Here is a 22,854-nt window from a genome sequence, read left to right on the forward strand (position 1 = left end):
GACTAGGAGAAATCGAAATGACTGATCAGAAACCCGCTGTCGTGCTCGTGCACGGTGCGTTCGCAGAATCGGCAAGCTGGAACGGTGTCATCGAGCTCCTCCAGCAGGAAGGAGTCGAGTGCATCGCGGCAGCCAATCCGCTTCGCAGCCTGTCGGGCGACGCGGCCTATGTCCGCGACGTCATCGCGGCAGTCGGCCGTCCCGTCGTGCTCGTCGGCCACTCCTACGGAGGTCTCGTGATCTCTGAGGCGGCCGCCGGCAACGAGTCCGTGGCCGGGCTCGTCTACGTCAACGCGTTCGTGCCCGAGCACGGGCAGACCGCTTTCGACCTCTCGAACGAGTTCCCCGGAAGCACCCTCGGCGACGCGCTCGCCCCGCAGAAGCTGGCCGACGGCAGCGTCGAGTTGCTCATCCAGCCCGCGCTGTTCCGTCACCAGTTCTGCGCCGATGTGCCGGCTGGGGTGGCGGCACTCATGGCTGCCACCCAGCGTCCGGTGACGCAGGCGGCCCTGACCGAGCCGCTGGCTGCTGAGACGCCGGCATGGATGACGATCCCGTCGTGGTGTGTCTTCAGCGACCAGGATCTGAATATCCCCGTCGCCGAGCATCGCGCCGGAGCCGAGCGGGCGAACGCTCGCGTCGCCCGGGAGGTGCAAGGAGGGTCCCATGCCCTGTCCGTCTCCCAGCCGGTTGCCGTCGCCGAGACGATTCTCGACGCCGTCGCCGCAGTGGGAGCTGTCAGCGTCGGCGTGTGAGTTGAGGGCGTCCCCGGCGTCGATCGCCGGGGACGCCCTCACACAATGGTGACGCGGGTGCGAGTCAGCGTGTGTGCTCTCGCAAGGCGGACCGCACCCGGGTCGCGACGTGAAGGTTGAAGCGTGTGTCGGGTTCGGTGATATCGCGGCCGCTCAACTCGCGGATGCGTCCGAGGCGGTACCGCAGAGTGCTCCTATGGATGACCAGCGCTGCAGCCGTGCGATCATAATTGCCGCCGGAATCCAAGTAAACGCCTAAGGTGCGAACCAATTGGGAACCGTGCTCGAGGTCGTGCTCGATCAGGATGCCAAGCCATTCGTCCACGTAGCGTTCGAGTTCGACTCCGTCCTCGGAGGTGTCGAGGATGCGGATCAGACCGAGATCCTCATGATTCGACAGTCCGTATGGCCGACGTGATTCGAGCCGGATCCGCATGGCACGGTTCGCCTCGGCAAGGGAGTCAGCGAGATCCCATGCGCTGCAGGGCCCGCCGACGCCGATCGTGCCTCGGTTGCTGGAGACGGCAGCAGAGAGCCTCTCGTACAGTCCCGAAAGATCATGGCCGACCGCGATAATCGCGAGCGTCGCCTCAGGTCGCCGCGAGATCAGTGCGGGAACGTGCATGGAGGCGAGCTCGTGGCGCACAGCGGCGCCGATGTCGACACCGTTAGGTGTCGGAGAGTCCCACGAGACCAGCACAACACGTTGTGGGCCGCTGAGATCGAAGTGGAGTGCCTCGGCGCGGGCGGGGGCGTCGACGACGTCGCCGGCGGCGACGAGGTCGTCCGCGAGCTCGCGACCCAATCGGATTTCGACCTCGGCCACGTTGCGATGATGCGCGAGTTCGACGGCGATCATCGCGCTGGCATAATCGACAGCGAATCGATCGTCCTCGCTCAGGCTGTCGTCCGGATCATAAATGCCGATGGCCCCGAGCGTCTCCCCGCGGGAGTGGATCAGGACCGGTCGCCAATCGGTTGCGGAAATCCCGGCGGCCGACAGATTGCCGGGAAGTTCAGGGATGCTCGACGGCGCCTCGGAGTCGATGACTCCGGTGAAGGCGCGCTCATTGCCGAAGGAGTCCTGCAGCACGACGGACCGCCCGGTGATGGCGCTCACCGCCTTGACGATCTGAGCCTCGCCATTGCCGGTACCGGCCGCTGCGACGATCGAATCACGGATGTGCTGATGAGCGTTCAGGCGTACGATCGTGGCCGCCATCCTGCGGTTAGTGGCCGCTTGGGCCCGACCGAGTTGGCGGAGTTCGTGACCCTGGCGGCGCTCGCGGTCGATGACTTCAGCCGTGGCCAGCGCGGCCCCGGTTGGTTCTGCCAGGGCGCGAAGCAAGAACATGACTTCGCTCGACGGTTCAGCCGTCGACTGGAGCACGAACGCTCCCTTGACCTTGCCGGCCCCTCGGAAGAACAGCACGTAGCGCCAGCCGTTGCGGGGATCCAGGACCCCGCTGATGCCCATCCGCGCTTCCACCAGCAAATCGAGCCGGTGGTTCGCCTTGCCCGAATAGCGCACGAGATGACTGTCCGCCGTGATGTACACGGCGGGAATGGAGCATCCGGCGATCGCCTTGGCCGAGGCTCGTGCAAGACGCAGAGTTTCTTGAACGGACGGGTGCTCGAACATCTTCGATCCGAGCCGAAAGAGGTCATAGAGACCCGGCTGCATCTCGGTTTCCACTTCGGCAAGCCCGGCGAGTTCTGGATAGTTCGATGCGCGCATCGTGGTTCACTCCCGCGCTCACGTTAGCCCCGTTCGATTAGACCCGACAGTGCAACGCCGAAGGTTTATTTCACCCTGTCGGGTCGATGGAGGAGCCGAGCTTCAGACCACAATCGCGAGTGACCGGAAGGGAAACGTCTCATGGCCAAAGCAGTCGGCATCGACCTCGGTACGACAAACTCGGTGATCGCCGTATGGGAAGGGGGCGAAGCGAAAGTCATCCCGAACGCGGAAGGCGCTCGCACCACTCCGTCTGTCGTCGCCTTCACCGACACCGGTGAGCGACTCGTCGGGCAGCTCGCCCGACGGCAGGCGATCCTCAACCCCAAGGGCACGATCTCCTCAGCCAAACGCTTCATCGGGCGCAACTTCGACGAAATCGAAGAAGAGGCCAAGGCAGTCGGATTCGACATCGTGGCCGGCCCGAACGGCGAAGCAAGGTTCACGATCCGAGAAAAGCTGTACGCACCCGAGGAGATCAGCGCGCTCGTACTGCGCAAACTGGCCGACGACGCCAGCAAGTTCCTCGGCGAGAAGGTGACCGAGGCGGTCATCACAGTCCCGGCGTACTTCAACGACGCCCAGCGCACCGCGACGAAGGACGCGGGCCGCATAGCCGGCCTCGACGTGCTCCGCATCATCAACGAGCCGACCGCGGCGGCTCTCGCTTACGGTTTGGACAAGAAGGAGCACGAGACTGTTCTCGTCTTCGATCTCGGCGGAGGCACGTTCGACGTGAGCCTGCTCGACGTCGGCGACGGCGTGGTCGAGGTGCGTTCGACCGCAGGCGATACCCACCTCGGCGGCGACGATTTCGACCGACGTGTCGTCGACTATCTCGCGGACGAGTTTCAGAAAGACAACGGAATCGACCTCCGCCAGGATCCTCAGGCGTTGCAGCGTTTGTTCGAGGCGGCCGAGAAGGCGAAGGTCGAACTCAGCACCGTCAGTCAGACGCAGGTCAGCCTGCCCTTCATCACGGCGGATGCTGCCGGACCCAAGCACCTGACGACCACGCTCAAGCGCTCGACGTTCGACAACATCACCGCCGACCTGGTCGAGCGTTGTCTCGGCCCGGTACGCCAGGCTATGGAGGACGCCAAGGTTTCCGAGAACGACATCGACGAGGTCATCCTCGTCGGCGGTTCGACGAGGATTCCGGCCGTGCAGAACCTGGTCAAGCGGCTCACCGGCGGCAAAGACCCGAACATGACCGTGAATCCGGATGAAGTGGTCGCCGTCGGCGCCGCCATCCAGGCCGGCGTTCTCAAGGGGGAGGTCAGCGACGTCCTCCTGCTCGACGTGACCCCGCTCTCGCTGGGTGTTGAGACGCGGGGCGGCGTGATGACGACGATCATCGAGCGGAACACCACCATTCCGGCGCGGCGGAGCGAGGTGTTCTCCACCGCCCAGGACAACCAGGACTCCGTCGAGATCGTGGTCTTGCAGGGTGAGCGCGAACGCGCGGCCGACAACCGTGTGCTCGGCCGCTTCTCGCTGACGGGCATCCGTCCGGCGCCGCGCGGCGAGCCGCAGGTGGAGGTCACATTCGACATCGACGCCAACGGCATCCTCAACGTCACAGCGCGCGATAAGGACACAGGAGCCGAGCAGGGCATCACCATCAGCGGCACGACCAACCTCGACCAGGGCGAGATCGAACGCATGGTGCGCGAGGCCGAGCAGCACCGCGCCGAGGATCAGCGTCTGCGCGAAGACATCGATGCCCGAAACGACCTGGATGCTGCCGCCTACCGGGTCGAGCGGACGCTGGCGGAGCGCGGTGAATCGGTGCCGCAGCATGAGCGTTCCCGCGCCGAGATGCTCATCGGGCAAGCGAGGGAGGCTGTGGAACGAGAGGTGTCTGCATCCGAGGCCCGAGAACTGACGAGCGAGCTTCAGCAGGTGGAGGCAGCCCTGTCCGTGGCTCGCGCTACCGAGGCCGCTTCCCCCGAAAGCGCCTCCGATGTCGACGACTCGGATGACGTCGTAGACGCCGAGTTCGATCGGAACTGAGGGGCTGCGGATCATGGACAACGCGGATGTTAGTGCCGCGCAGGCCGATCAGAGTGCCGCTTCCGAGGAGCGCGACGATCCCGTGGAGCGCGACGATCCGGTGGAGAAGCCCTCGACCGACTCCGACAACGATCTGGCCAGGCGTCTCGCCGACGTCGAGGATCGCTGGCATCGGGCGGCCGCGGATCTCGACAACACCCGAAAGCGTGCCGCGCGTGAACTCGCGATGGCGAGGGAGACGGAGCGGGCTCGCGCTGCGGCAGTCTTCCTCCCGGTGGTGGACGGACTCGACGACGCGGTCAGCTACGCCCGTCAGGTGAACGAAGGCCTCGCCGAAGGAATGGAGTCGATCCGCGAACAGGGCATCGTCGCGCTCGAGCGCCTCGGTTATCCACGCATCGACGAGGTGGGCGTGCCGTTCGATCCGCGCATCCACGAGGTGGTGTCGGTCGTGGAGAGAGGCGATCTGGCACCGCGCACCGTCGTGGCCGTCGCTCGACTGGGTTTCGGCGGCCCCGAGCGATTGCTGCGGCCCGCCGGCGTCATCGTCACTGCGGCGGAAGCGTGACGCCGTGGCAGACGACTACTATCAGCTGCTCGGCGTCTCGCGGTCGGCCGACGCCAAGGAGATCCAGCGCGCCTACCGCAATCTGGCCCGCAAGTATCACCCCGACGTGAATAAGTCGTCGGGAGCGGAAGACATGTTCAAGAAGGTCAGCGAGGCGTACCACGTGCTGAGCGACCCTGAGTCGCGCGCCCAATACGACCGATTCGGGCCGGACTTCCGGCAATACGCCGGTGCGGGACCCGAATATGCTTCGCAATCCCGCGGCAGTGCTGGAGCCGGAGCCCGTGGAGGCGGCGGCAGCCGCAATAGAGCTCGTCCCGGGCCGAGCGGCTTCAGTTGGTCGAGTGCGCAGAGCGCCGCCGGACCGGGCGGGGCTTCCGTCGATTGGGACGACCTCTTCGGCGATGTCTTCGGCTCGAGGCGCGGAATGGATAGCGAGGCCGAACTCGTACTGACCGTCGAAGAGGCCTTCCGCGGCGGACCGCGAACGATTGTCCTCTCCGGCCCGGACGGTGATCGTCGGACGTTCGACATCGGCGTCCCACCCGGTGCGATTGACGGGCAGCGAATCCGTGTTTCTGGCGGGGGAGGAGCCGGCAGCCAGGACGGCGGCACCGGGGATCTCGTCATCACGATCAGGATCCGCCCCGATCGTCGATTCCGCCTGGACGGCAAGAACATTGAGATGGACCTGTCGATCTCCCCTGGGAGGCAGCTCTCGGCGCGAGCGTCTCGACCCGCGCGCCGGGCGGCCCGATCACCGTGCGAGTGCCGCCCGGCTCGTCCAGCGGACGTCGCCTGCGGCTCAAGGGCCAAGGGATGCCGCAGCCCGGCGGAAAGCCTGGCGATCTGTTCGCAAGGGTCAAGATCATGGTTCCCTCGCATCTCACCGACCGCGAACGCGAACTGTTCGAGCAGCTGAAGCGCGAATCCTCGTTCGACCCGAGGTCATCATGAGCTCCCCGCTGCTCCCCGTCCTCCCGCCCCGTCTCGACCTCGGCATGGTCGCCGTGGCGTCCGGCGTCCATCCGGAGTTGGTTCTGAGGTTCGTCGAACTCGGACTCGTTCCAACCAGCCGGGACGGGTCGGGTCGACTGTGGTTCACCCCGGCCGCCCCAGAACTTGTGCGTCGCATTGTGCGACTGCACGCAGACCTGTCGCTCAACTATGCCGCCGTCGCTCTCGTCATCGATCTGCTCGCGCGAATCGACGTGCTTGAAAGCCGACAGTGGGAGATCCACTCCGGAAAGGAGAATCGGCAATGGAGATGAACAAGCTGACCCAGAAATCCCAGGAGGCCCTGCAGGATGCTCAGAGCATCGCGAGCCGGAACGGGCAGACAGAGACGGAAAACGAGCACCTCATGCTCGCCCTGCTCATGCAGGAGGGCGGACTTATCCCACGGTTGCTCGAAGCCGCCGGCGTCGATCTGACAGTCCTGCTCAACGAGGTGCAACACGCGATCGAGCGCAAGCCGAGCACGACGGGCCCTGGTGCGACGCCGGGCCAGGTGTTCCTCTCCAAGTCGCTCGCGGCCACGCTTGACCGGGCGGAGCGGGAGGCGGCACGGCTCAAGGACTCGTACGTCTCGGTCGAGCACCTGCTGCTCGCGCTCGCCGACGATCCCGGCGGTAGTGCGGCCGCGCGTCTACTGCAGAGCAACGGCGTGACCAGGGAGAGCTTCCTCAAGGCCCTGACAGCGGTCCGCGGCAACCAGCATGTGAACTCTGCTACTCCCGAACAGACCTATGAGGCGCTGGAGAAGTACGGTCGCGACCTGGTCGCCGACGCCCGTGCGGGTCGTCTCGACCCTGTCATCGGCCGTGACACCGAGATCCGTCGCGTCATCCAGATCCTCTCGCGCAAGACGAAGAACAACCCGGTGCTGATCGGAGAGCCCGGTGTAGGCAAGACAGCCATCGTTGAAGGACTCGCCCAACGGATCGTGCGCACTGACGTTCCCGAAGGACTGCGCGACAAGACGATCTTCCAGCTCGACCTCGCGGCCCTCGTCGCCGGCGCAAAATACCGCGGCGAGTTCGAGGAGCGGATGAAGGCGGTGCTGGCCGAGGTCGTGGCGGCCGAAGGGCGCATCCTGTTGTTCATCGACGAACTCCATACCCTCGTCGGCGCGGGGGCAACCGAGGGCGCAATGGATGCAGGCAACATGCTGAAGCCGATGCTCGCGCGCGGCGAACTCCATCTCATCGGCGCCACCACCCTGGAAGAGTACCGTCAGCACATCGAGAAGGACGCCGCCCTCGAACGGCGCTTCCAGACCGTCATGGTGGATGAGCCGAGCGTCGAAGATGCCATCTCGATTCTCCGCGGGCTGCGGGAACGCCTCGAGGTTTTCCACGGGGTTCGTATTCAGGACAACGCCCTCGTGGCCGCCGCGACGCTCTCGCACCGGTACATCACCGACCGGTTTCTGCCTGACAAGGCCATCGACCTCGTTGACGAAGCTTGTGCTCGGTTGCGCACCGAGATCGACTCGATGCCGGCCGAGCTCGATGAGCTCACCCGGCGCGTGACCCGGCTCGAGATCGAGGAGGCGGCGCTGGAGAAGGAGAAGGACAAGCCGAGCCGGCTCCGCCTCGAGGAACTCCGCCGCGAACTCGCCGACCTGCGCGCGGATGCCGACGCCAAGCGCGCGCAATGGGAAGCCGAGCGTCAGGCGATCCGCAAGGTGCAGGAGCTGCGCAGTGAACTCGAGCGTGTGCGTCGTGAAGCCGAGGACGCGGAACGCAGCTACGACCTCAACCGCGCCGCCGAGCTCCGCTACGGCAAGCTCGCCGAGCTCGATCGCCAGCTCGCTGCCGAGGAGCAGCGGCTTCAATCGAAACAGGGTCAGCAGCGACTGCTGCGCGAGGTCGTGACAGAGGAGGAGATCGCCGAGATCGTCGCAGCCTGGACAGGCATCCCTGTCGCGCGGCTTCAGGAAGGCGAACGCGAGAAGGTGCTGAAGCTCGATGAGATCCTGCGCGAGCGAGTCGTCGGTCAGGAGGAGGCAGTGCGGCTGGTCACCGACGCAATCATCCGCGCTCGTTCGGGAATCCGCGACCCTCGGCGCCCGATCGGATCGTTCATCTTTTTGGGGCCGACGGGCGTTGGCAAGACCGAGCTTGCGAAAGCACTTGCCAGCGCTCTCTTCGATAGCGAATCCGCGATGATCCGCCTCGACATGAGCGAGTACCAGGAGCGGCACACCGTCAGCAGGTTGGTCGGGGCGCCTCCGGGATACGTCGGATACGACGAGGGTGGCCAGCTCACCGAGGCAGTACGACGACGGCCGTACAGTGTGGTGCTCTTCGACGAGATCGAGAAGGCGCATCCGGATGTGTTCAACACCCTGTTGCAGGTGCTCGACGACGGCCGCATCACCGACAGTCAGGGCCGCACGGTCGACTTTCGCAACACCATCGTGATCATGACCTCCAATATCGGGGCTGAACACCTGTTGACGAGTGCCCGCGACGCCGACGGCCGCATATCCGAAGACGTGCAAGAGCTGGTGCTGGCGGAGCTGCGCGGGCGTTTCCGCCCGGAGTTCCTCAACCGGGTCGACGACACCATCATCTTCGCCCCGCTCGGTCTCGAGCAGATCGAGTCGATCGTGGAGCTGTTGATGAGTGACTTGAGACGTCGACTCGCAGAACGTCAGATCATGCTCGAGTTGACCCCCGCTGCCCGGCACTTGATCGCCGAGCGCGGCTACGACCCGCTCTATGGCGCGCGGCCCCTGCGCCGGTACATCTCGCACGACATCGAGACCCGTCTGGGCAGAGCGCTTCTCTCCGGAGCGGTGCTGGACGGCTCCGTCGTTCGCATCGATGCTCGCGACGGTGACCTTGTCGTGGACGTGGTCGACGCGCCAGCGGAGGCCGAAGCCGAGGTTGCGGTTTGACGACACACACCGAGACGACGATCATTCGCTGCCCGAATTGCGGGCGCAAGAACCGTGTCCCACTCGCGGCCGATGGGTGGCCCCGGTGCGCCAACTGTCATAGGGCGCTGCCGTGGATCGTCAATGCTCTCGACGACACCTTCGCCGAGGTCGTCTTGAACGCGGACACACCGGTGATCGTCGACATGTGGGCGGCGTGGTGTGGCCCGTGCCGCATGGTCACTCCGGTGCTGGAGCAGTTGGCTACAGAGCGGGCGGGCGATGTGAAGCTCGTCAAGGTGGATGTCGACCGAGCACCCGGACTGTCGTCGCGGTTCGCTGTGCGAGCTGTTCCGACGCTGCTGATCATGAACCACGGCAACGTCGTTGCAAGGCAGGCGGGTGCAGCACCAGTCGAGGTGTTGCGCCGCTGGTTCGACGACGCGATGGCGAACCAGAGGCGGGATGAGAGGCCGAATGAGAGGAAGGCCGGCTCTGACGCAAAGCGAGGAGATCCGTCATGACCGATCATCCTGACCCCCACCTCGCCTACATTCGCCCTGTGGCTCCGCGCACCCCCGGCGCCTGCGAGGACTGCCTGGCGACAGGCACACCCTGGGTGCATCTCCGGATGTGCTTGACCTGCGGCAAGGTCGGCTGCTGCGACTCGTCCCCGATGAAGCACGCGCGAGCTCACGCGATGCGCGGAGGGCATCCGATCGTCCGCTCGCTCGAACCGGGTGAGACCTGGCGTTGGTGCTACCTCGACGAGAACTTCGTATGATCAGCAGTCCCTCCACAGGGTCTTCGCCGCCAGAGACACCGGACACGCTCGGAGCGTTCCCGCGACTCACCCCGGCGCAGCAGCAGGTCCTGAGCGAAGTGGGTTCGACCGCGTCGGTCTCCGCGGGCCAGGTTCTCGCGCGCGCAGGCGAGCCATTCGGAGTGTTCCTTGTCGTGGTCGAGGGCCGCATCGTGGTCGACTACGGCGACCCGGTTCGTTACCCGACCGCGGAGAAACCAGAACGCGCAAGCCCGGATCAGACGGATGCCCGGGTCGAGATCCACGGACCCGGCCGTTTCGTCGGCGACATCGGACTGCTCGAAGGGCAGCCTTCGTTCGCCACGATCACCGCTCTGGAAGGTGGCACGGTGCTGACTGTGCCCCTCCCTGCCCTCGAGCGGCTCGTCACCCGCAACCAGCTGATCGGCGACGTCATCCTGCGTGCGTATCTCATCCGGCGTTCGATGGCGATCAGCTTCGGCAGTGGGCTGCGCGTCATCGGATCGCGGTTCTCGCCCGACACACGACGGCTGCTCGATCTAGCCGCCCGGAACCGTGTGCCGCACAGGCTGATCGACCTGGAAAGCGATCCCGCGGCCGACGTCATCGTGCGACGGCTCGGGCTGGACGTCGGCGAGCTGCCGGTCGTCATCGTCGGGGGTACCCGTGTTCTGCGGAACCCGTCCGTTGCGGAGGTCTCGGATGCCTTGGGTCTGCGGCGAGCCCGCCCCGGCGCAACCAGCGATCTACTGGTCGTGGGTGCAGGGCCCGCGGGTCTCGCCGCGACGGTGTACGCCGCGTCCGATGGTCTCTCGGTGGTCCTGTCCGATGCAGTGGCGACCGGCGGCCAGGCCGCCCGTTCGGCCAGGATCGAGAACTACCTCGGATTCCCCGCCGGGATCTCTGGCGCAGAGCTAGCCGATCGCGCCACGCTTCAGGTCGCCAAATTCGGTGCCACCCTCTTCGCCCCCTCGACCGCTCAGGAACTCATTCACGAGGCGGGTGCGCTGGAGGTCCGCTTCTCAGACGGAACGAGCCTCACGCCTCGCGCGCTTGTCGTCGCATCCGGCATGGAGTACAACCGTCTCGCTGTCCGGAATCTCGACCGGTTCGAATATGCCAGCGTCTTCTATGCCGCCACGATCAACGAGGCGCGCGAGTGCGGCACAGACCCCGTCGTCGTGGTCGGCGGCGGAAACTCTGCGGGGCAGGCGGCCGTCTTTCTGGCGGACACAGCCGCGCAGGTGCATCTGGTGGCGCGGGGAACCGACCTTACGACGAGCATGTCGCGATACCTGATCGCCCAGGTGGAAGCCCACCCGCGCATTCGCGTGCACCGGGCAAGTGTCGTGGCCGAGGCGATCGGCACCGATCGCCTCGAATCGATCGTGGTCGTCCACCAGCCGTCCGAGACGAGGGAGGAAATCGCCGCGCCATACCTGTTCGTCTTCGTCGGCTCTACCCCTGCGACGTCCTGGCTCGGACCGGGCATCGAGCGCGACGAGCGAGGCTACCTCATCACCGGACCCTCCACAGCATCCCCCGATTCACGCAAGCAGCCCTTCGAGACATCGGTGCCGGGTGTCTTCGCCGTCGGAGACGTCCGAAGCGGGTCGGTGAAGCGCATGTCGGCGGCTATCGGCGAAGGGGCGAGCGCCGTCCGAATGGTGCACGACTACCTCGACACGGGCGGCTGCCGGCTCTGAGTCCCGCGCATCGTGTCGGACGGACGCTCGGCGAACCGGCTCCGGTAGGCCGCGGCGAACCTGCCGAGATGAACGAATCCCCAGCGCAATGCCACTTCCGTCACCGTGACCGCTCCCGGTTCGGCTGTCACGAGCTCTTCACGCACCTTCTCGAGTCTGAGGTTGCGCAGGTACGTCATCGGCGTCGTGTCCAGCGAACGACGGAAGCCCTCCTGCAGGCTGCGCACGCTCACCGAAACCCGAGCCGCGAGCTCGATGACGGTCCACGGATGCGCGGGACTGGCGCGCAGAAGCTCCACCGCCAGGGAGACGGGCCGCGACCCGGCAGCCGGCACAGGACCAGCCAATGCTGCGGAGTGATTGTGCGGTTGAGCGAACAACAGGCTGTGCATCAGAACCTGCTCCAGCCGCTGCATCGCCAGCGGGTGAGTGAGAGGTCCCCCGACCTGGTCCGAAGCGTCGTCGATCACTCTCAATGCCTGCATCAACATCTGCCCTCCCGACGTCGAAACGTCCAACTCGGGGCTGAACTCGAGTGGGCGCCCGGGTTCTTCGCCGAGCAGATTCTCGAGTTCGAGCTGCAGCTCGTCGCGGGGGATCATCAAGGAGAGCTGTGCGAACCGTTCGCCGCAGTCGAGTTCGACCGGCCTCCCCGGCATGAAGACGGCGCCTGTGTCGTGCGTTCCATGAACCGGCCGGCCAAGACTCGCCTTCATGGTGGCACGGCCGCTCATCGGGATGTCGACGTGGTAGTTCTCGGGCTCCGCTGTCTCGATGCGCACAGCATCCCGAAACCGCATGTAGCCGCAGGTGAGCCGACCCACCCTCAAGGCGTTGAGCTGCAGGTCGAGGATGCTCGTCGCCTGCGCCGAGGGGAAGTCGACGGGCAGGAAGACATCGGTGAGGGCCTGGCGGGCCTGGTCGATCCCACGGGAAGACAAGATGCGGTGGCTCGCGAACATCTCGCCCGTGTCTGACCGCATGCCGCGATTGTAAGCACGTCGACGCGACTGGACGTAGCCGGGCGTAGCCGGTGCGCATACCGGACAGTTCTTCGCGCTTGTCGGATCGTGCCACCGCACATTCGTGCATAGCGTGAATGACAGTCGGAGCTCCCCGCCCGGCGGCGCGCGGTGGCCCTTTCCTTCGGGTGGAAAGGGCCACCGCGTCTTCGTGATCGGTGCCCAGCACCACGACAACGGCGGATGGCGGCTGCGGACGATGAATGAGCCGAACGTTTTGACCAGACCCAGGTGGTGTCCGAGGTGCGGGTCCCGCATGCGCATCATCGGCAATCCGTATTACGGCGTGGGCCTGGCAGTCCATCGATATCTCTCCAGCTGTAAGCGCTGCGGTTTCGTCGAGTTCCTCCCGATCACGCCGCGTGCTGACGAAGACCACACCCCGATCGAGGAGTCCGTGGTCCCTTCGCGCTGGCGCCGTGCTCGCGCTCGAATCGTGAGGCTGTTCACTCCGAAAGGTGACAGCGTTCTGATCCTGTGAGTGCGCTAACACAGAGGAACCAGAATGCTCCGAGCTCGCCTCAATATAAGAAATCCCGCAGAAATTCGTGAGCAAAAAAATGCCAGATCAGACGGCTTTTAATGCGAATCCCAGACGAATCAAGGCGCGATGTTCGAAGCGACGCGACTTTGTGACCGGTTGATAGTGCGCTAACGTGACTGCCAACCAAACGACAAAGGAGTTGAAGTGACTGAGCCGTACACCGTGGTAGCCCTATCGCCGCTGCAGATCCCGATCGTCGAGCCGGAAGACGCTCTGGAGAACACCAAGCGCATCATCGGCTTCATGAAGACAGCGGTCGGAGTGGCCTCGACAGAGGGCTACCCCGTGAAGCTCGTCGTCATCCCCGAGATGGCGATCCAGGGCATGCACATGGCCTTCACCGCCGGCAACCGCGAGGCGGAGAAGAAGTTCGCCCGCACCATCCCCGGGCCTGAGACCGACGAGCTCGGCAAGGCGGCGCGCGAGCTGAACACCTACATCGCCGGCGAGCTCTACCTCGTCGCCGACGACGACTTCCCTGACCGCTACTTCAACTGCGCGTTCATGATCGACCCGAACGGCGACGTGATCTACCGTCGCGCCAAGGCGACGAGCGATGGCTTCGAAGGCGGAACCCTCGGCACCACCAACCCGCACGACCTGTGGGACGAGTGGATTCAGAAGAAGGGCGACGGCAACGTGATGGACGCCATCTACCCGGTCGCCAAGACCCCGGACATCGGCAACATCGGCTACGTCATCTGCCACGAGGGCGCATACCCCGAGATCGCTCGCGGCCTCGCCATGAATGGCGCAGAGATCATCATCCGTGCCACCCTCATCGAGCCGCAGACGTCGCAGGGCATGTGGGAAGTGCAGAACAAGGCACACGCTCTCTTCAACAACGCGATCGTGGTCGCGCCGAACCTGGGCCCCGAACTCGGACCGGACGGTGTCATCAACGACCTCTTCGGCGGCCGCTCGATGATCGTCAACCAGCGCGGCAAGATCATCACGGAGACGCCGGGCGTGACCGCCGGCGACACGTTCGTCAGCACGACGATCGACATCGACGCCCTCCGTCGCGACCGCCAGGCCAACGGTGTGTTCAACGGCTTCAAGGATCTGCGCACAGAGCAGTACGCCGCGATCTACGAGAAGCCGATCTACCCGAAGAATCAGTACCTGAACGCCCCTCCCGGCGAGGACTGGCTCGCCCGGGAGCGTGCGACCCGCGCACGCAACATCAAGCTGCTCGAAGAGCGCGGGGTCTTCACCCCGCTCGACTGAGCCACAGGCGTGGCGGCATCCCGGGAGTCCACCGGTCCTCCCCGGGCCCGGGGTGCCGCCGCTCGCAGCGTTCGCTGCACAGCACGATCCGCGTCACCAGACACCAGCATCACTCCGCTGTACCCAGCACCGATCACCTCACAAGGAAGTGGAAAAATGATCAGTCCCAGCAGCACCACGAAGTACACCCGTACCCGGTCCGTCCTCACAGTCGCGGCTATCGCAGCAGCGACAGTCCTCGTTTTCACCGGATGTGCGCGAGGCGGAACCGACGGCCAGGCGGCCGCGAACGACGCCGACAAGAAGACGGGCAAAGGCCTCGTCATCGGATGGAGCCAGCGCGGCATCAGCGGCAGCGACTGGTGGAAGACCCTCGTCGAGGGCGGCCAGGCCGAAGCCAAGAAGCTGGGTGCGACCATCCAGTTGCTCGACGCGAACGGCGACACTGTTCGCCAGAACGCCGACGTGCAGACGCTCATCACGAAGAACGTCGACGTCGTGATCATGAATCCGAACGACCCGATCGGCGTCGGCGCCTCGGTCGCCGCGCTGCAGAGTGCCGGCGTACCGCTCGTCACGGTCAACTCGAACCTCGATCCTTCGCTGGTCAAAGACATGTACTGCTACGTCGCAGAAGACCAGGGCTACACCGGCTCGCTCGCGGGCGAGGTCGCGGCGAAGAAGGCCGTCGCGAAGTTCGGCGAGACCGGCGAGATCAAGGTCGTCGGGATCGGCGGCTTCCCCGGCGATGTCCTCAGCGACCTTCGGTTCAACGGGTTCCTCAAGGGCTACGAGAACGTGATGAAGAACTACCCCGGCATCACGACCAAGAAGCTCGAGACGAAGTACGGCGAGTGGAAGCCTGACAAGGCGCTCGCCCCGATCCGCGACGTCGCGACCGCGAACCCCGATCTCAAGATCGTCTACAGCATGAGCGACGTCATGGAGGGCGGCATCGAGCAGGGCCTCCAGCAGGCCGGCATCTGGGGCGACGGTGTCATCGTCGCCGGGTACGACGGCGGGATGAACGTCGTGAAGGAGATGGTCGACAACCCGACCGGTCCGCTCCAGGCCACCGCCTCCAACCAGCCGTGGGACCAGGGCGTCGCCGCCGTCAAGATGGCCGTCGCCGCCTACAACGAGGACAAGTCCGCGTGCCCGAAGAAGGAGGTCTACATCAAGACCACCGTGGTCACGCCGGAGAACGCCAAGGAGTACTACAAGCCCGAAGACACGTACGTGCGGGCGAACGGCTAGGCGCCGCAAGGCACCACCAGGAGTCGCTGCGCCCGATGTCATCGGTTCGGGCGCAGCGACCGCTTTGAGAAGAAACACATGTCACGAGGAAGTGCAGAGGAACGTATGGACGAGCTTCAGCTCGAAGGCATCACCAAGGGCTACCTCGGTGTGCAGGCGCTCAAAGGGGTGAGCTTCTCGGTCAAGCGGGGGAGCATCCACGCCCTCGCCGGACAGAACGGGGCCGGCAAGTCGACCCTGGTCAAGATCCTCTCCGGCGCCGAGACGCCCGACGGCGGAACGATCCGCTTGGGTGGCGAGGTCATGAAGTTCCGCGAGCCGACGGATGCGCAGGCCGCGGGCATCCACACCATCTACCAGGAGCTGAGCCTCGTGCCGTCGCTCTCGGTGGCCGAGAACATCTTCCTCGGTACGCTGCCCAACAAGGGGAGCATCGTCAACTGGTCCGAGATGCAGGCCAAGTCGCGCGAGGCTCTCGCCCGCGTCGGCTTCGACCTCGACGTTCGACAGCCGGTGTCGAGCTTCTCGGTGGCCGAGCAGCAGGCCGTGGAGTTGGCGAAGGCGCTACACAAGGATGCGCGGGTCCTGCTACTCGATGAGCCTACGTCGACCCTTCCGCTGCCCGACGTCGAGCGCCTCTTCACCGTGCTGCGCCGACTTGCCGCCCAGGGCGTCACCCTGCTCTACATCTCGCACAGGATGGACGAGCTCTACAGTCTGTGCGACGCGGTCACCGTGCTGCGCGACGGTGTCACGGCCGCCGACCTGACGACCGCCGACACGAAGCCGGCCGACGTCGTGACGGCCATGGTCGGCAAGAGCCTCGAGGGTTCGATCGCGGATGCCGCGCTCCGCGGCGAGCGCAGCCCCCGTCTGGGAGCGGGTCGCGGCGACAAGATCCTGATGTCCGCTCGCGGCCTCGGCGAGGAGGACCGGGTCTCCGGCATCGACTTCGACCTCTATCAGGGCGAGGTGCTCGGCATCGCCGGGCTGATCGGATCCGGACAGTCCGAACTCGCCAGCCTGCTCGCCGGCGCTCGGAAGAAGACGGATGGACAGCTGAAGATCGATGACAAGCCGGTCACCTTCAACTCGCCCCGCGACGCCATCCGCCGTGGAATCGGCCTCCTGCCGCAGGACCGCAAGACGCAAGGGTTCATCCCCGACATGGGCGTCGCCGGCAACATCACCCTGGCGAGCATGCCGATGTTCAGCCGACTCGCTGTGATCGACGGCAGACGCGAGAAGCGCGCGGCCCAAGACATGGTGTCGAAGCTCGGCATGAAGGTCTCCAGCGTCAACCAGCCGATGAAGACCCTGAGCGGCGGAACGCAGCAGAAGGGCATCCTCGCCCGCTGGCTGGTGCGTTCCTCCCGTGTGCTCATCTGCGACGAGCCGACCCGTGGCGTGGATGTCGGCGCCAAAGAGGACATGTACGAACTCATCCGCGACTTCGCCCGCTCCGGCGGAACCGTGGTCATCGCGAGTTCGGAGATTTCCGAGGCAATGATGTGCGACCGCGTTCTCGTCATGGCTCGCGGCCGAGTCGTCGCCGAGTTCGACCACGACGAGATCGACCCGCAGGGGCAGAGCATCCTGCAGCTGCTCGCCTGAGGCCGACCTCCGAAACCCAGAACACAAGACAACCCACTGACTGAAACCCATCGAGGGAAAGACAATGTCGAACAACACTTTGCAAGAGCCGGTGAAGCCGACCGGCGACGCCGCTGACGCGCTCCAGCGCACGACTTGGGGAGGGGTGGTGAAGCGCCTCCTGCCGAAGAGCTATCTGCTGCTGGTCCTCGTCGTCATCATCGTCATCGGCTATTACGTCTCGGCTGACTTCCTCACGCTGAGGAACGCGGAGAACGTGATCGCGGCCGCATCCATCGTCGCCGTGCTCGCCGTCGGCCAGTTCTTCGTGATCCTCACCGGCGGCATCGACCTCTCGGTCGGATCGATCCTGGCGATGTCCACGGTGATCGTGGCGCTGACCCTGCAAGCGGGCATGGCGACCGGGCTCTCGGTCGCGTTCACCCTGTTCTGCTGCGGGATCGCCGGGCTCATCAACGGCTTGCTCGTGGTGTGGTTGCGCATCCCGCCGTTCATCGCGACCCTCGCCATGATGAGCGCGGTCAAAGGCTTCAGCTACATCATCCAGTCGACCAGTCTCATCCAGATCACCGACCAGACGTTCATCGACCTCTTCGCCCGCGGCACGACGTTGGGCCTGCAGAACCCGGTCATGATCTTCCTCGTGGTGATGATCCTCGCGGCCATCGTGGCGAAGTTCACGACCTTCGGCCGGTCCCTCTACGCGATCGGCGGCAACCCGGAGGCGGCCCGACTCTCTGGTCTACCGGTGGCCCGCAACCTGCTGATCACGTACACGATGTCAGGACTGCTCGCCGGTCTGGCCGGGCTCATCGCCGCCGCACAGCTCCGACAGGGCAGTTCCCTCATCGGAGTCGGCTACGAACTGGATGCGATTGCAGCAGTCGTCGTCGGCGGTGCATCCCTCATGGGCGGCAAGGGCGACCCGATCAGCGCCGTGATCGGGGTGTTCGTTCTCGCCACCATCATCAACGTGATGAACCTGGTCGGGATCTCCTCCGAACCTCAGCTCGTGATCAAGGGCGCTGTGATCGTGGTCGCCGTCTTCCTCTCCAGTGCCGGCGGCGTTCAGAGGATCTCCGGATTCTTCAAATCGCATTTCGGCCGCCGCACCGCACAGGCAGCGAGCTAGAACGATGACGGCACCTTCGAGCAGAGAGAAGCAGTCGACGACTCGCGGTGCCAGGATGATCGACGTCGCGCGGCTCGCCGGCGTCTCCCAGCAGACGGTCTCCCGGGTGGTCAACGGGAGTCCCAACGTGACCGCAGACATCCAGGAACGTGTGGAGCTCGCTATCCGCCAGTTGCGGTACCGCCGCAACCCCGCCGCCAGGGCGCTCGCAAACGGCCAGACGATGAACCTCGGAATCGTCAGCTTCGGTCTCGCCCAGTACGGTCCGTCGGTCGCTCTGAGTGGAATCGCCGACGAGGCGAGGAAGGCAGGCTACGCAACCAACCTCGTCACTCTCGGCGACGTGGACAGGCACGCCATGAAGGCGGCGCTGGACCACCTGGCGGAGGATTCGGTCGACGGGATCGTCGTCCTGGCGCCGGTGCAAGCGGCACTCGAGGCGATCTCGGGCCTGGAGGCCGACGTGCCACTGGTCTTCTTCGAGCCCGGCGCGGCGGAGGGAACCACGAGTGTGGCGACGGATGAGGTCGGTGGCGCCGCCCTCGCGACCCGCCACCTGCTCGACCTCGGCCACGACACCGTCTGGCAGGTGGCCGGTCCGAGCGGCTGGCTCGGCTCGGAGGCACGTCTGCGCGGCTGGGCGCAGACGCTCGCGTCGAGCAGGAGGGTGACGAACAGGATGATCAGGGGGGACTGGTCCACCCTCTCCGGGTATGCAGCGGGCCGCGAGATCGCCCGGAATCCCGAGGTCACCGCTGTCTTCGTGGCCAACGACCAGATGGCCCTCGGTGTCGTCAAGGCCCTCTCGGAGTGCGGCCTGCGGGTACCCGAGGACATCAGCGTGGTCGGGTTCGACGACGTGCCCGAAGCCCAGTACTACCGGCCCGGACTCACCACCGTGCGGCTCGACTTCGAGGAGGTCGGCCGCCTGGCCGTCGACCGCATCCTGCACCTCATGCGCGGAGGACGGGCCGACCCTCTTCCCCGGGTGCTTCCGCAGCTCGTCGTACGCCAGAGCACGGCTCCCCCTCCCGACTTCCCACGAACCGTCGATCCCCACCTCGAATAGAAAGCGAAGCGCATGACCATCAAACAATTCGGGCGCACCGATCTCACCGTCTCCGACGTCTGCGTCGGGACCAGCGCCCTCGGCAGCTTTCCCGCCCAGTACGGCTATGAAGTCGACACGGAGACGGCCGTCGCCACCATCCGCCGTGTCTTCGAAGGTCCTTTCACCTTCATCGACACCTCCAACGAGTACGGCGGCGGCGACAGCGAGAAGCGCATCGGGCAGGCCATCCGCGACAACGGCGGCGTGCCCGAGGGCTTCGTGGTGGCGACCAAGGTCGACCCCATCCCGGGAACGACCGACTTCTCCGGCGACCGGGTGCGACGCTCAGTGGACGAGAGCCTCGAACGCCTCGGCCTCGACAAGCTCCCGCTGGTCTACCTGCACGATCCGGAGAAGATCAGCTTCGAGGAGGGCGTCGCCCCCGGCGGCCCGCTCGAGGCGCTGATCGCCCTGCGCGACGAGGGTGTCATCGACTACCTCGGCGTCGCCGGCGGTCCGATCGACCTCGAATTGCAGTACCTCGCGACCGAGGCGTTCGACGCGGTCATCAGCCACAACCGGTTCACCCTCGTCGACCAGTCGGCCGAACCTCTGCTCGACGACGCCCAGGCACGAGGGGTGGCGTTCGTGAACGCAGCCCCCTTCGGCGGCGGGATGCTCGTGAAGGGTCCGGATGCGGTACCCACCTATTGCTACGCGCCCGTCAGCGACGAGGTGCTCGAGCGCGTGCGCCGCATGGAAGCGCTCTGCGCGGAGCACGGAGTTCCGCTCGCCGCCGCCGCCCTGCAGTTCTCGCTGCGCGATTCCCGCGTCACCTCCACGATCGTCGGCATGTCCGAACCCAAGCGGGTCGAGCAGACGGCGGTGCTCGCCGGCTACGACATCCCCGACACGCTCTGGGACGCGCTGTTGCCGATCGCGCAACTCGGTCGCGCGGGCGTGCTGGCGTAGGCCGCGCATCCGGAACCCAGAGATCGCCCAGAAGAAAGGACAGAGTATGACCACCCTCAAGAACCCCGATCCCGTCGACGTCGTGATCGTCGGCGCCGGGGCGGGCGGCGCAACCGCCGCCAAGGTGCTGACCGAGGCGGGTCTGCGCGTCGTCGGCCTCGAGCGCGGGCCGTGGCTGAAGCCCGAGCACGCATCAGGAGACGAGCTGAAGTTCCTCAACCGCAACTTCATCTGGCAGGACCCGAAGCTCAAGCCGCGCACATACCGGCAGAACGACAGCGAAGAGGCCGTCATCACCAACTTCTCGGCGACCCCGCAGGTCGTCGGCGGTGGCACGACGCACTGGGGCGGAATGGTGCCTCGGATGACCGTGAACGACTTCAAGCTGCGCTCGCTGCACGGCGACGTCGAGGGTGCGAGCCTCGTCGACTGGCCGATCAGCTACGACGACCTCGAGCCCTACTACACCCGCGTCGAATGGGAGTTCGGTACGTCGGGCCTCGGCGGAGCAAACCGCTGGGAGGGCCGCCGGACCCGCGACTACCCGACCAAGCCGGCGCCGCTCAGCCAGATCGGCCGCAAGTTCGCTACCGCGATGAACAAGATGGGGCACAGCACGTTCCCGATGCCGCAGGGCATGGTCACCGAGCCATACCGAGGCCGCAAACCCTTCAGCGAGAACGGGTTCTGGCAGCAGTACCCCGACCCGGGCGATGGCAAATCCTCGACCTTGATCAGCTTCATTCCGGATGCGATCAATACCGGTCTCTATGACCTGCGCTCGGACTGCTACGTGAGCGAGATCCTCGTCGACAAGACCGGCAAGGCCACAGGCGTGCGGTATCAGGACGAGAACGGCAACGAGTTCGTGCAGAACGCGAAGGCCGTCATCGTCTGCGGAGGAGGAATCGAGACGCCGCGGCTGCTGCTCATGTCGAAGTCGGCACTCTTTCCCGACGGGCTCGGCAACGGCAGCGGGCAGGTGGGCAAGAATGCGACGTTCCACCAGTACTCGTTCTCGGTCGGGCTATTCGACAAGGAACTGCACGACCCGCTGTACGGCTGGTCGGGCCACTACATGAACCTGTGCTCGTTCGACTTCTACGAGACGGACGAGTCGCGGGGTCACATCCTGGGCTCCCTGATCTTCCCGTCGATGCTGGGGCACCCGGTCAACTGGAGCTTCCCCGGTCGCCCGACCTGGGGGCAGGCAGCCAAGGACGCCGATCGCGACCTCTTCAACTACAGCATGAAGATCGGCATCCTGCTGCACGATCTGCCGGTCGAGTCGAACCGCGTGGACCTGGACCCGACGGTGAGGGACGCATGGGGCCTGCCGGTCGCGCGCATCACCCACACGCCGCACGCCAACGACTTCGCCCAGGAGAAATGGCAGGTGAAGAAGAACGGCGAGATCCTCGAGGCAGCAGGTGCATCCAAGATCGTGCCGGTCAACATGGAGCGGATCACAGGGAACACCTCGCACGAGCTCGGCACGGCCCGTATGGGTGACGACCCGGCAACCTCCGTCGTCGACAAGTGGTGCCGTTCGCACGAGGTGCCGAATCTCTACGTCTTCGACGCGAGCTTCTTTCCGACAGCGACCGGAATCAATCCGGCGCTCACGATCATGGCGAACGCCTGGCGCTGCGCCGACCGCATCATCGCCGTGGACCGCCACGGATGGACCGACTGACATCGGGTTCAGAGACTTCAGAGACTTCAGAGACTTCAGAGGAGAACGCGAAAACAATGGGACAGGCAGAATGGGTCACAGTACCGATCTCGACTCGAGACGCGACTGGGCCGCTGTTCTTCACGGAGCACGAGTGGGCGACTGTCGAGGCCGCCACTGCGCGCATCATTCCGACGGACCACCACCCGGGTGCGAAGGAGGCCGGGGTGGTCCGCTTCATCGACCGGATGCTCGCGGGGACGCAGTTCGTCTTCCCCGCGGCAGACGGTAACGGATTCCTGCGGATGGAGGGACTCGAGGAGAAGGCCTGGCAGGAGCGCATCGAGAGCCGTCAGAAGTTCTATCGAGAGGGGATCGTCGAGCTCGACGGTATCGCCGTCGACTCGTTTGGCGCGCCGTTCATCGAGCTCGGCGACGAGCAGCAAGACGCCGCGCTCGAGACGATTTCGAGACGGGAGAAGCCCGCGAAATTCGTCTTCACCGACTCGGATGGCCAGGGCAGCGGGGGAGCGCCCGCCGGCAACCAGCCGGTGAATGAGGACTTTCTCGAGTTCTTCCCACTCCTCGTGCTGAACACCAGGCAGGGCTTCTATGGCGACCCGGTCTACGGGGGCAACGACAACCGAGTGGGCTGGCGGGTCATCGGATTCCCGGGCCCCCTGTCGCTCGCCGCAACGGTGGACGGCAGCTACACGACGCTCGACTACATGATCCCCGAGGCCGAATGGCCATATGAGCAGCACCCCGCAGTACTGCGCTACGGGAACCGCTGACGGAGCCGCATCCACGAAGGGGCCGGCTGGGCGCGGTGTGCCGTCGCCCAGCCGGTCACGGCCATAATTGGGGGATGATTTTCCTTTCCGCGCATCCGTCGACGGCTCGA

18 protein-coding genes and 1 pseudogene are annotated in these 22,854 nt (G+C 65.5%); 17 read left to right on the plus strand and 2 right to left on the minus strand.

Annotated features, from left to right (window positions below; translation table 11 throughout):
* The first annotated feature begins 17 nt into the window (after positions 1-17).
* Entirely contained in the window at positions 18-755 is a 738-nt protein-coding gene (locus ACQ86A_RS04120; protein WP_431279350.1) for an alpha/beta fold hydrolase, read from the plus strand.
* A gap of 64 nt (positions 756-819) precedes the next feature.
* Here the strand turns inward: ACQ86A_RS04120 and ACQ86A_RS04125 are convergent, their stop codons facing one another.
* Positions 820-2,493, minus strand: a complete 1,674-nt coding sequence (locus ACQ86A_RS04125; RefSeq protein WP_431279351.1) for a PucR family transcriptional regulator — start codon at positions 2,491-2,493, stop codon at positions 820-822.
* A 141-nt stretch (positions 2,494-2,634) separates the two neighbouring features.
* Between ACQ86A_RS04125 and dnaK the strand changes: the two genes are divergently transcribed.
* The 8 genes and pseudogenes from dnaK to ACQ86A_RS04165 all read left to right on the plus strand — a co-directional run bounded on the left by dnaK (position 2,635) and on the right by ACQ86A_RS04165 (position 11,453).
* Entirely contained in the window at positions 2,635-4,509 is a 1,875-nt protein-coding gene (gene dnaK / locus ACQ86A_RS04130) for a molecular chaperone DnaK (protein ID WP_431279352.1), read from the plus strand.
* Positions 4,510-4,522: 13 nt separating this feature from the next.
* The gene (locus tag ACQ86A_RS04135; RefSeq protein WP_431279353.1) at positions 4,523-5,077 is read left to right on the plus strand and encodes a nucleotide exchange factor GrpE; all 555 of its coding nucleotides are present in this window, start codon (positions 4,523-4,525) and stop codon (positions 5,075-5,077) included.
* A gap of 4 nt (positions 5,078-5,081) precedes the next feature.
* Positions 5,082-6,034, plus strand: a pseudogene (locus tag ACQ86A_RS04140) (DnaJ C-terminal domain-containing protein).
* Positions 6,031-6,348 (plus strand): chaperone modulator CbpM, encoded by a 318-nt coding sequence (locus tag ACQ86A_RS04145; RefSeq protein ID WP_431279354.1) that lies wholly within the window; start codon positions 6,031-6,033, stop codon positions 6,346-6,348. The pseudogene ACQ86A_RS04140 and the gene ACQ86A_RS04145 overlap by 4 nt, the downstream one beginning before the upstream one ends.
* On the plus strand, positions 6,339-8,984 hold the full coding sequence (gene clpB, locus ACQ86A_RS04150; RefSeq protein ID WP_431279355.1) for an ATP-dependent chaperone ClpB: 2,646 nt from the start codon (positions 6,339-6,341) through the stop codon (positions 8,982-8,984). Before ACQ86A_RS04145 ends, clpB begins: the two co-directional genes overlap by 10 nt.
* Positions 8,981-9,487: a thioredoxin gene (trxA, locus tag ACQ86A_RS04155; protein WP_431279356.1), complete on the plus strand. Its 507-nt coding sequence runs from the start codon at positions 8,981-8,983 to the stop codon at positions 9,485-9,487. Before clpB ends, trxA begins: the two co-directional genes overlap by 4 nt.
* Positions 9,484-9,747, plus strand: coding sequence for a UBP-type zinc finger domain-containing protein (locus ACQ86A_RS04160; RefSeq protein ID WP_431279357.1), 264 nt, complete (start codon positions 9,484-9,486; stop codon positions 9,745-9,747). The genes trxA and ACQ86A_RS04160 overlap by 4 nt, the downstream gene beginning before the upstream one ends.
* On the plus strand, positions 9,744-11,453 hold the full coding sequence (locus ACQ86A_RS04165) for an FAD-dependent oxidoreductase (RefSeq protein ID WP_431279358.1): 1,710 nt from the start codon (positions 9,744-9,746) through the stop codon (positions 11,451-11,453). Before ACQ86A_RS04160 ends, ACQ86A_RS04165 begins: the two co-directional genes overlap by 4 nt.
* On the opposite strand, the gene ACQ86A_RS04170 is transcribed toward ACQ86A_RS04165, so the two are convergent.
* Positions 11,423-12,436, minus strand: a complete 1,014-nt coding sequence (locus ACQ86A_RS04170; RefSeq protein WP_431279359.1) for an AraC family transcriptional regulator — start codon at positions 12,434-12,436, stop codon at positions 11,423-11,425. The two genes, ACQ86A_RS04165 and ACQ86A_RS04170, sit on opposite strands and share 31 nt — an antisense overlap.
* A gap of 727 nt (positions 12,437-13,163) precedes the next feature.
* Between ACQ86A_RS04170 and ACQ86A_RS04175 the strand changes: the two genes are divergently transcribed.
* From ACQ86A_RS04175 to ACQ86A_RS04210, 8 genes are all read left to right on the plus strand, one after another.
* Positions 13,164-14,249, plus strand: a complete 1,086-nt coding sequence (locus ACQ86A_RS04175; RefSeq protein WP_431279360.1) for a nitrilase-related carbon-nitrogen hydrolase — start codon at positions 13,164-13,166, stop codon at positions 14,247-14,249.
* 156 nt (positions 14,250-14,405) lie between these two features.
* The gene (locus ACQ86A_RS04180; protein ID WP_431279361.1) at positions 14,406-15,506 is read left to right on the plus strand and encodes a sugar ABC transporter substrate-binding protein; all 1,101 of its coding nucleotides are present in this window, start codon (positions 14,406-14,408) and stop codon (positions 15,504-15,506) included.
* Between the two features lie 105 nt (positions 15,507-15,611).
* Positions 15,612-17,120 (plus strand): sugar ABC transporter ATP-binding protein, encoded by a 1,509-nt coding sequence (locus ACQ86A_RS04185; RefSeq protein WP_431279362.1) that lies wholly within the window; start codon positions 15,612-15,614, stop codon positions 17,118-17,120.
* A gap of 64 nt (positions 17,121-17,184) precedes the next feature.
* On the plus strand, positions 17,185-18,252 hold the full coding sequence (locus ACQ86A_RS04190; protein WP_431279363.1) for an ABC transporter permease: 1,068 nt from the start codon (positions 17,185-17,187) through the stop codon (positions 18,250-18,252).
* 55 nt (positions 18,253-18,307) lie between these two features.
* Entirely contained in the window at positions 18,308-19,321 is a 1,014-nt protein-coding gene (locus ACQ86A_RS04195) for a LacI family DNA-binding transcriptional regulator (RefSeq protein WP_431280360.1), read from the plus strand.
* A gap of 12 nt (positions 19,322-19,333) precedes the next feature.
* Positions 19,334-20,275 (plus strand): aldo/keto reductase, encoded by a 942-nt coding sequence (locus tag ACQ86A_RS04200; RefSeq protein WP_431279364.1) that lies wholly within the window; start codon positions 19,334-19,336, stop codon positions 20,273-20,275.
* 46 nt (positions 20,276-20,321) lie between these two features.
* Positions 20,322-21,971, plus strand: a complete 1,650-nt coding sequence (locus ACQ86A_RS04205) for a GMC family oxidoreductase (protein ID WP_431279365.1) — start codon at positions 20,322-20,324, stop codon at positions 21,969-21,971.
* A gap of 56 nt (positions 21,972-22,027) precedes the next feature.
* A complete protein-coding gene (locus ACQ86A_RS04210; RefSeq protein WP_431279366.1) occupies positions 22,028-22,744 on the plus strand; it encodes a gluconate 2-dehydrogenase subunit 3 family protein in 717 nt (238 codons plus the stop codon).
* Positions 22,745-22,854 lie beyond the last annotated feature (110 nt).

The organism is Leifsonia poae, assembly GCF_050632195.1.
GTDB lineage: Bacteria > Actinomycetota > Actinomycetes > Actinomycetales > Microbacteriaceae > Leifsonia > Leifsonia poae_C.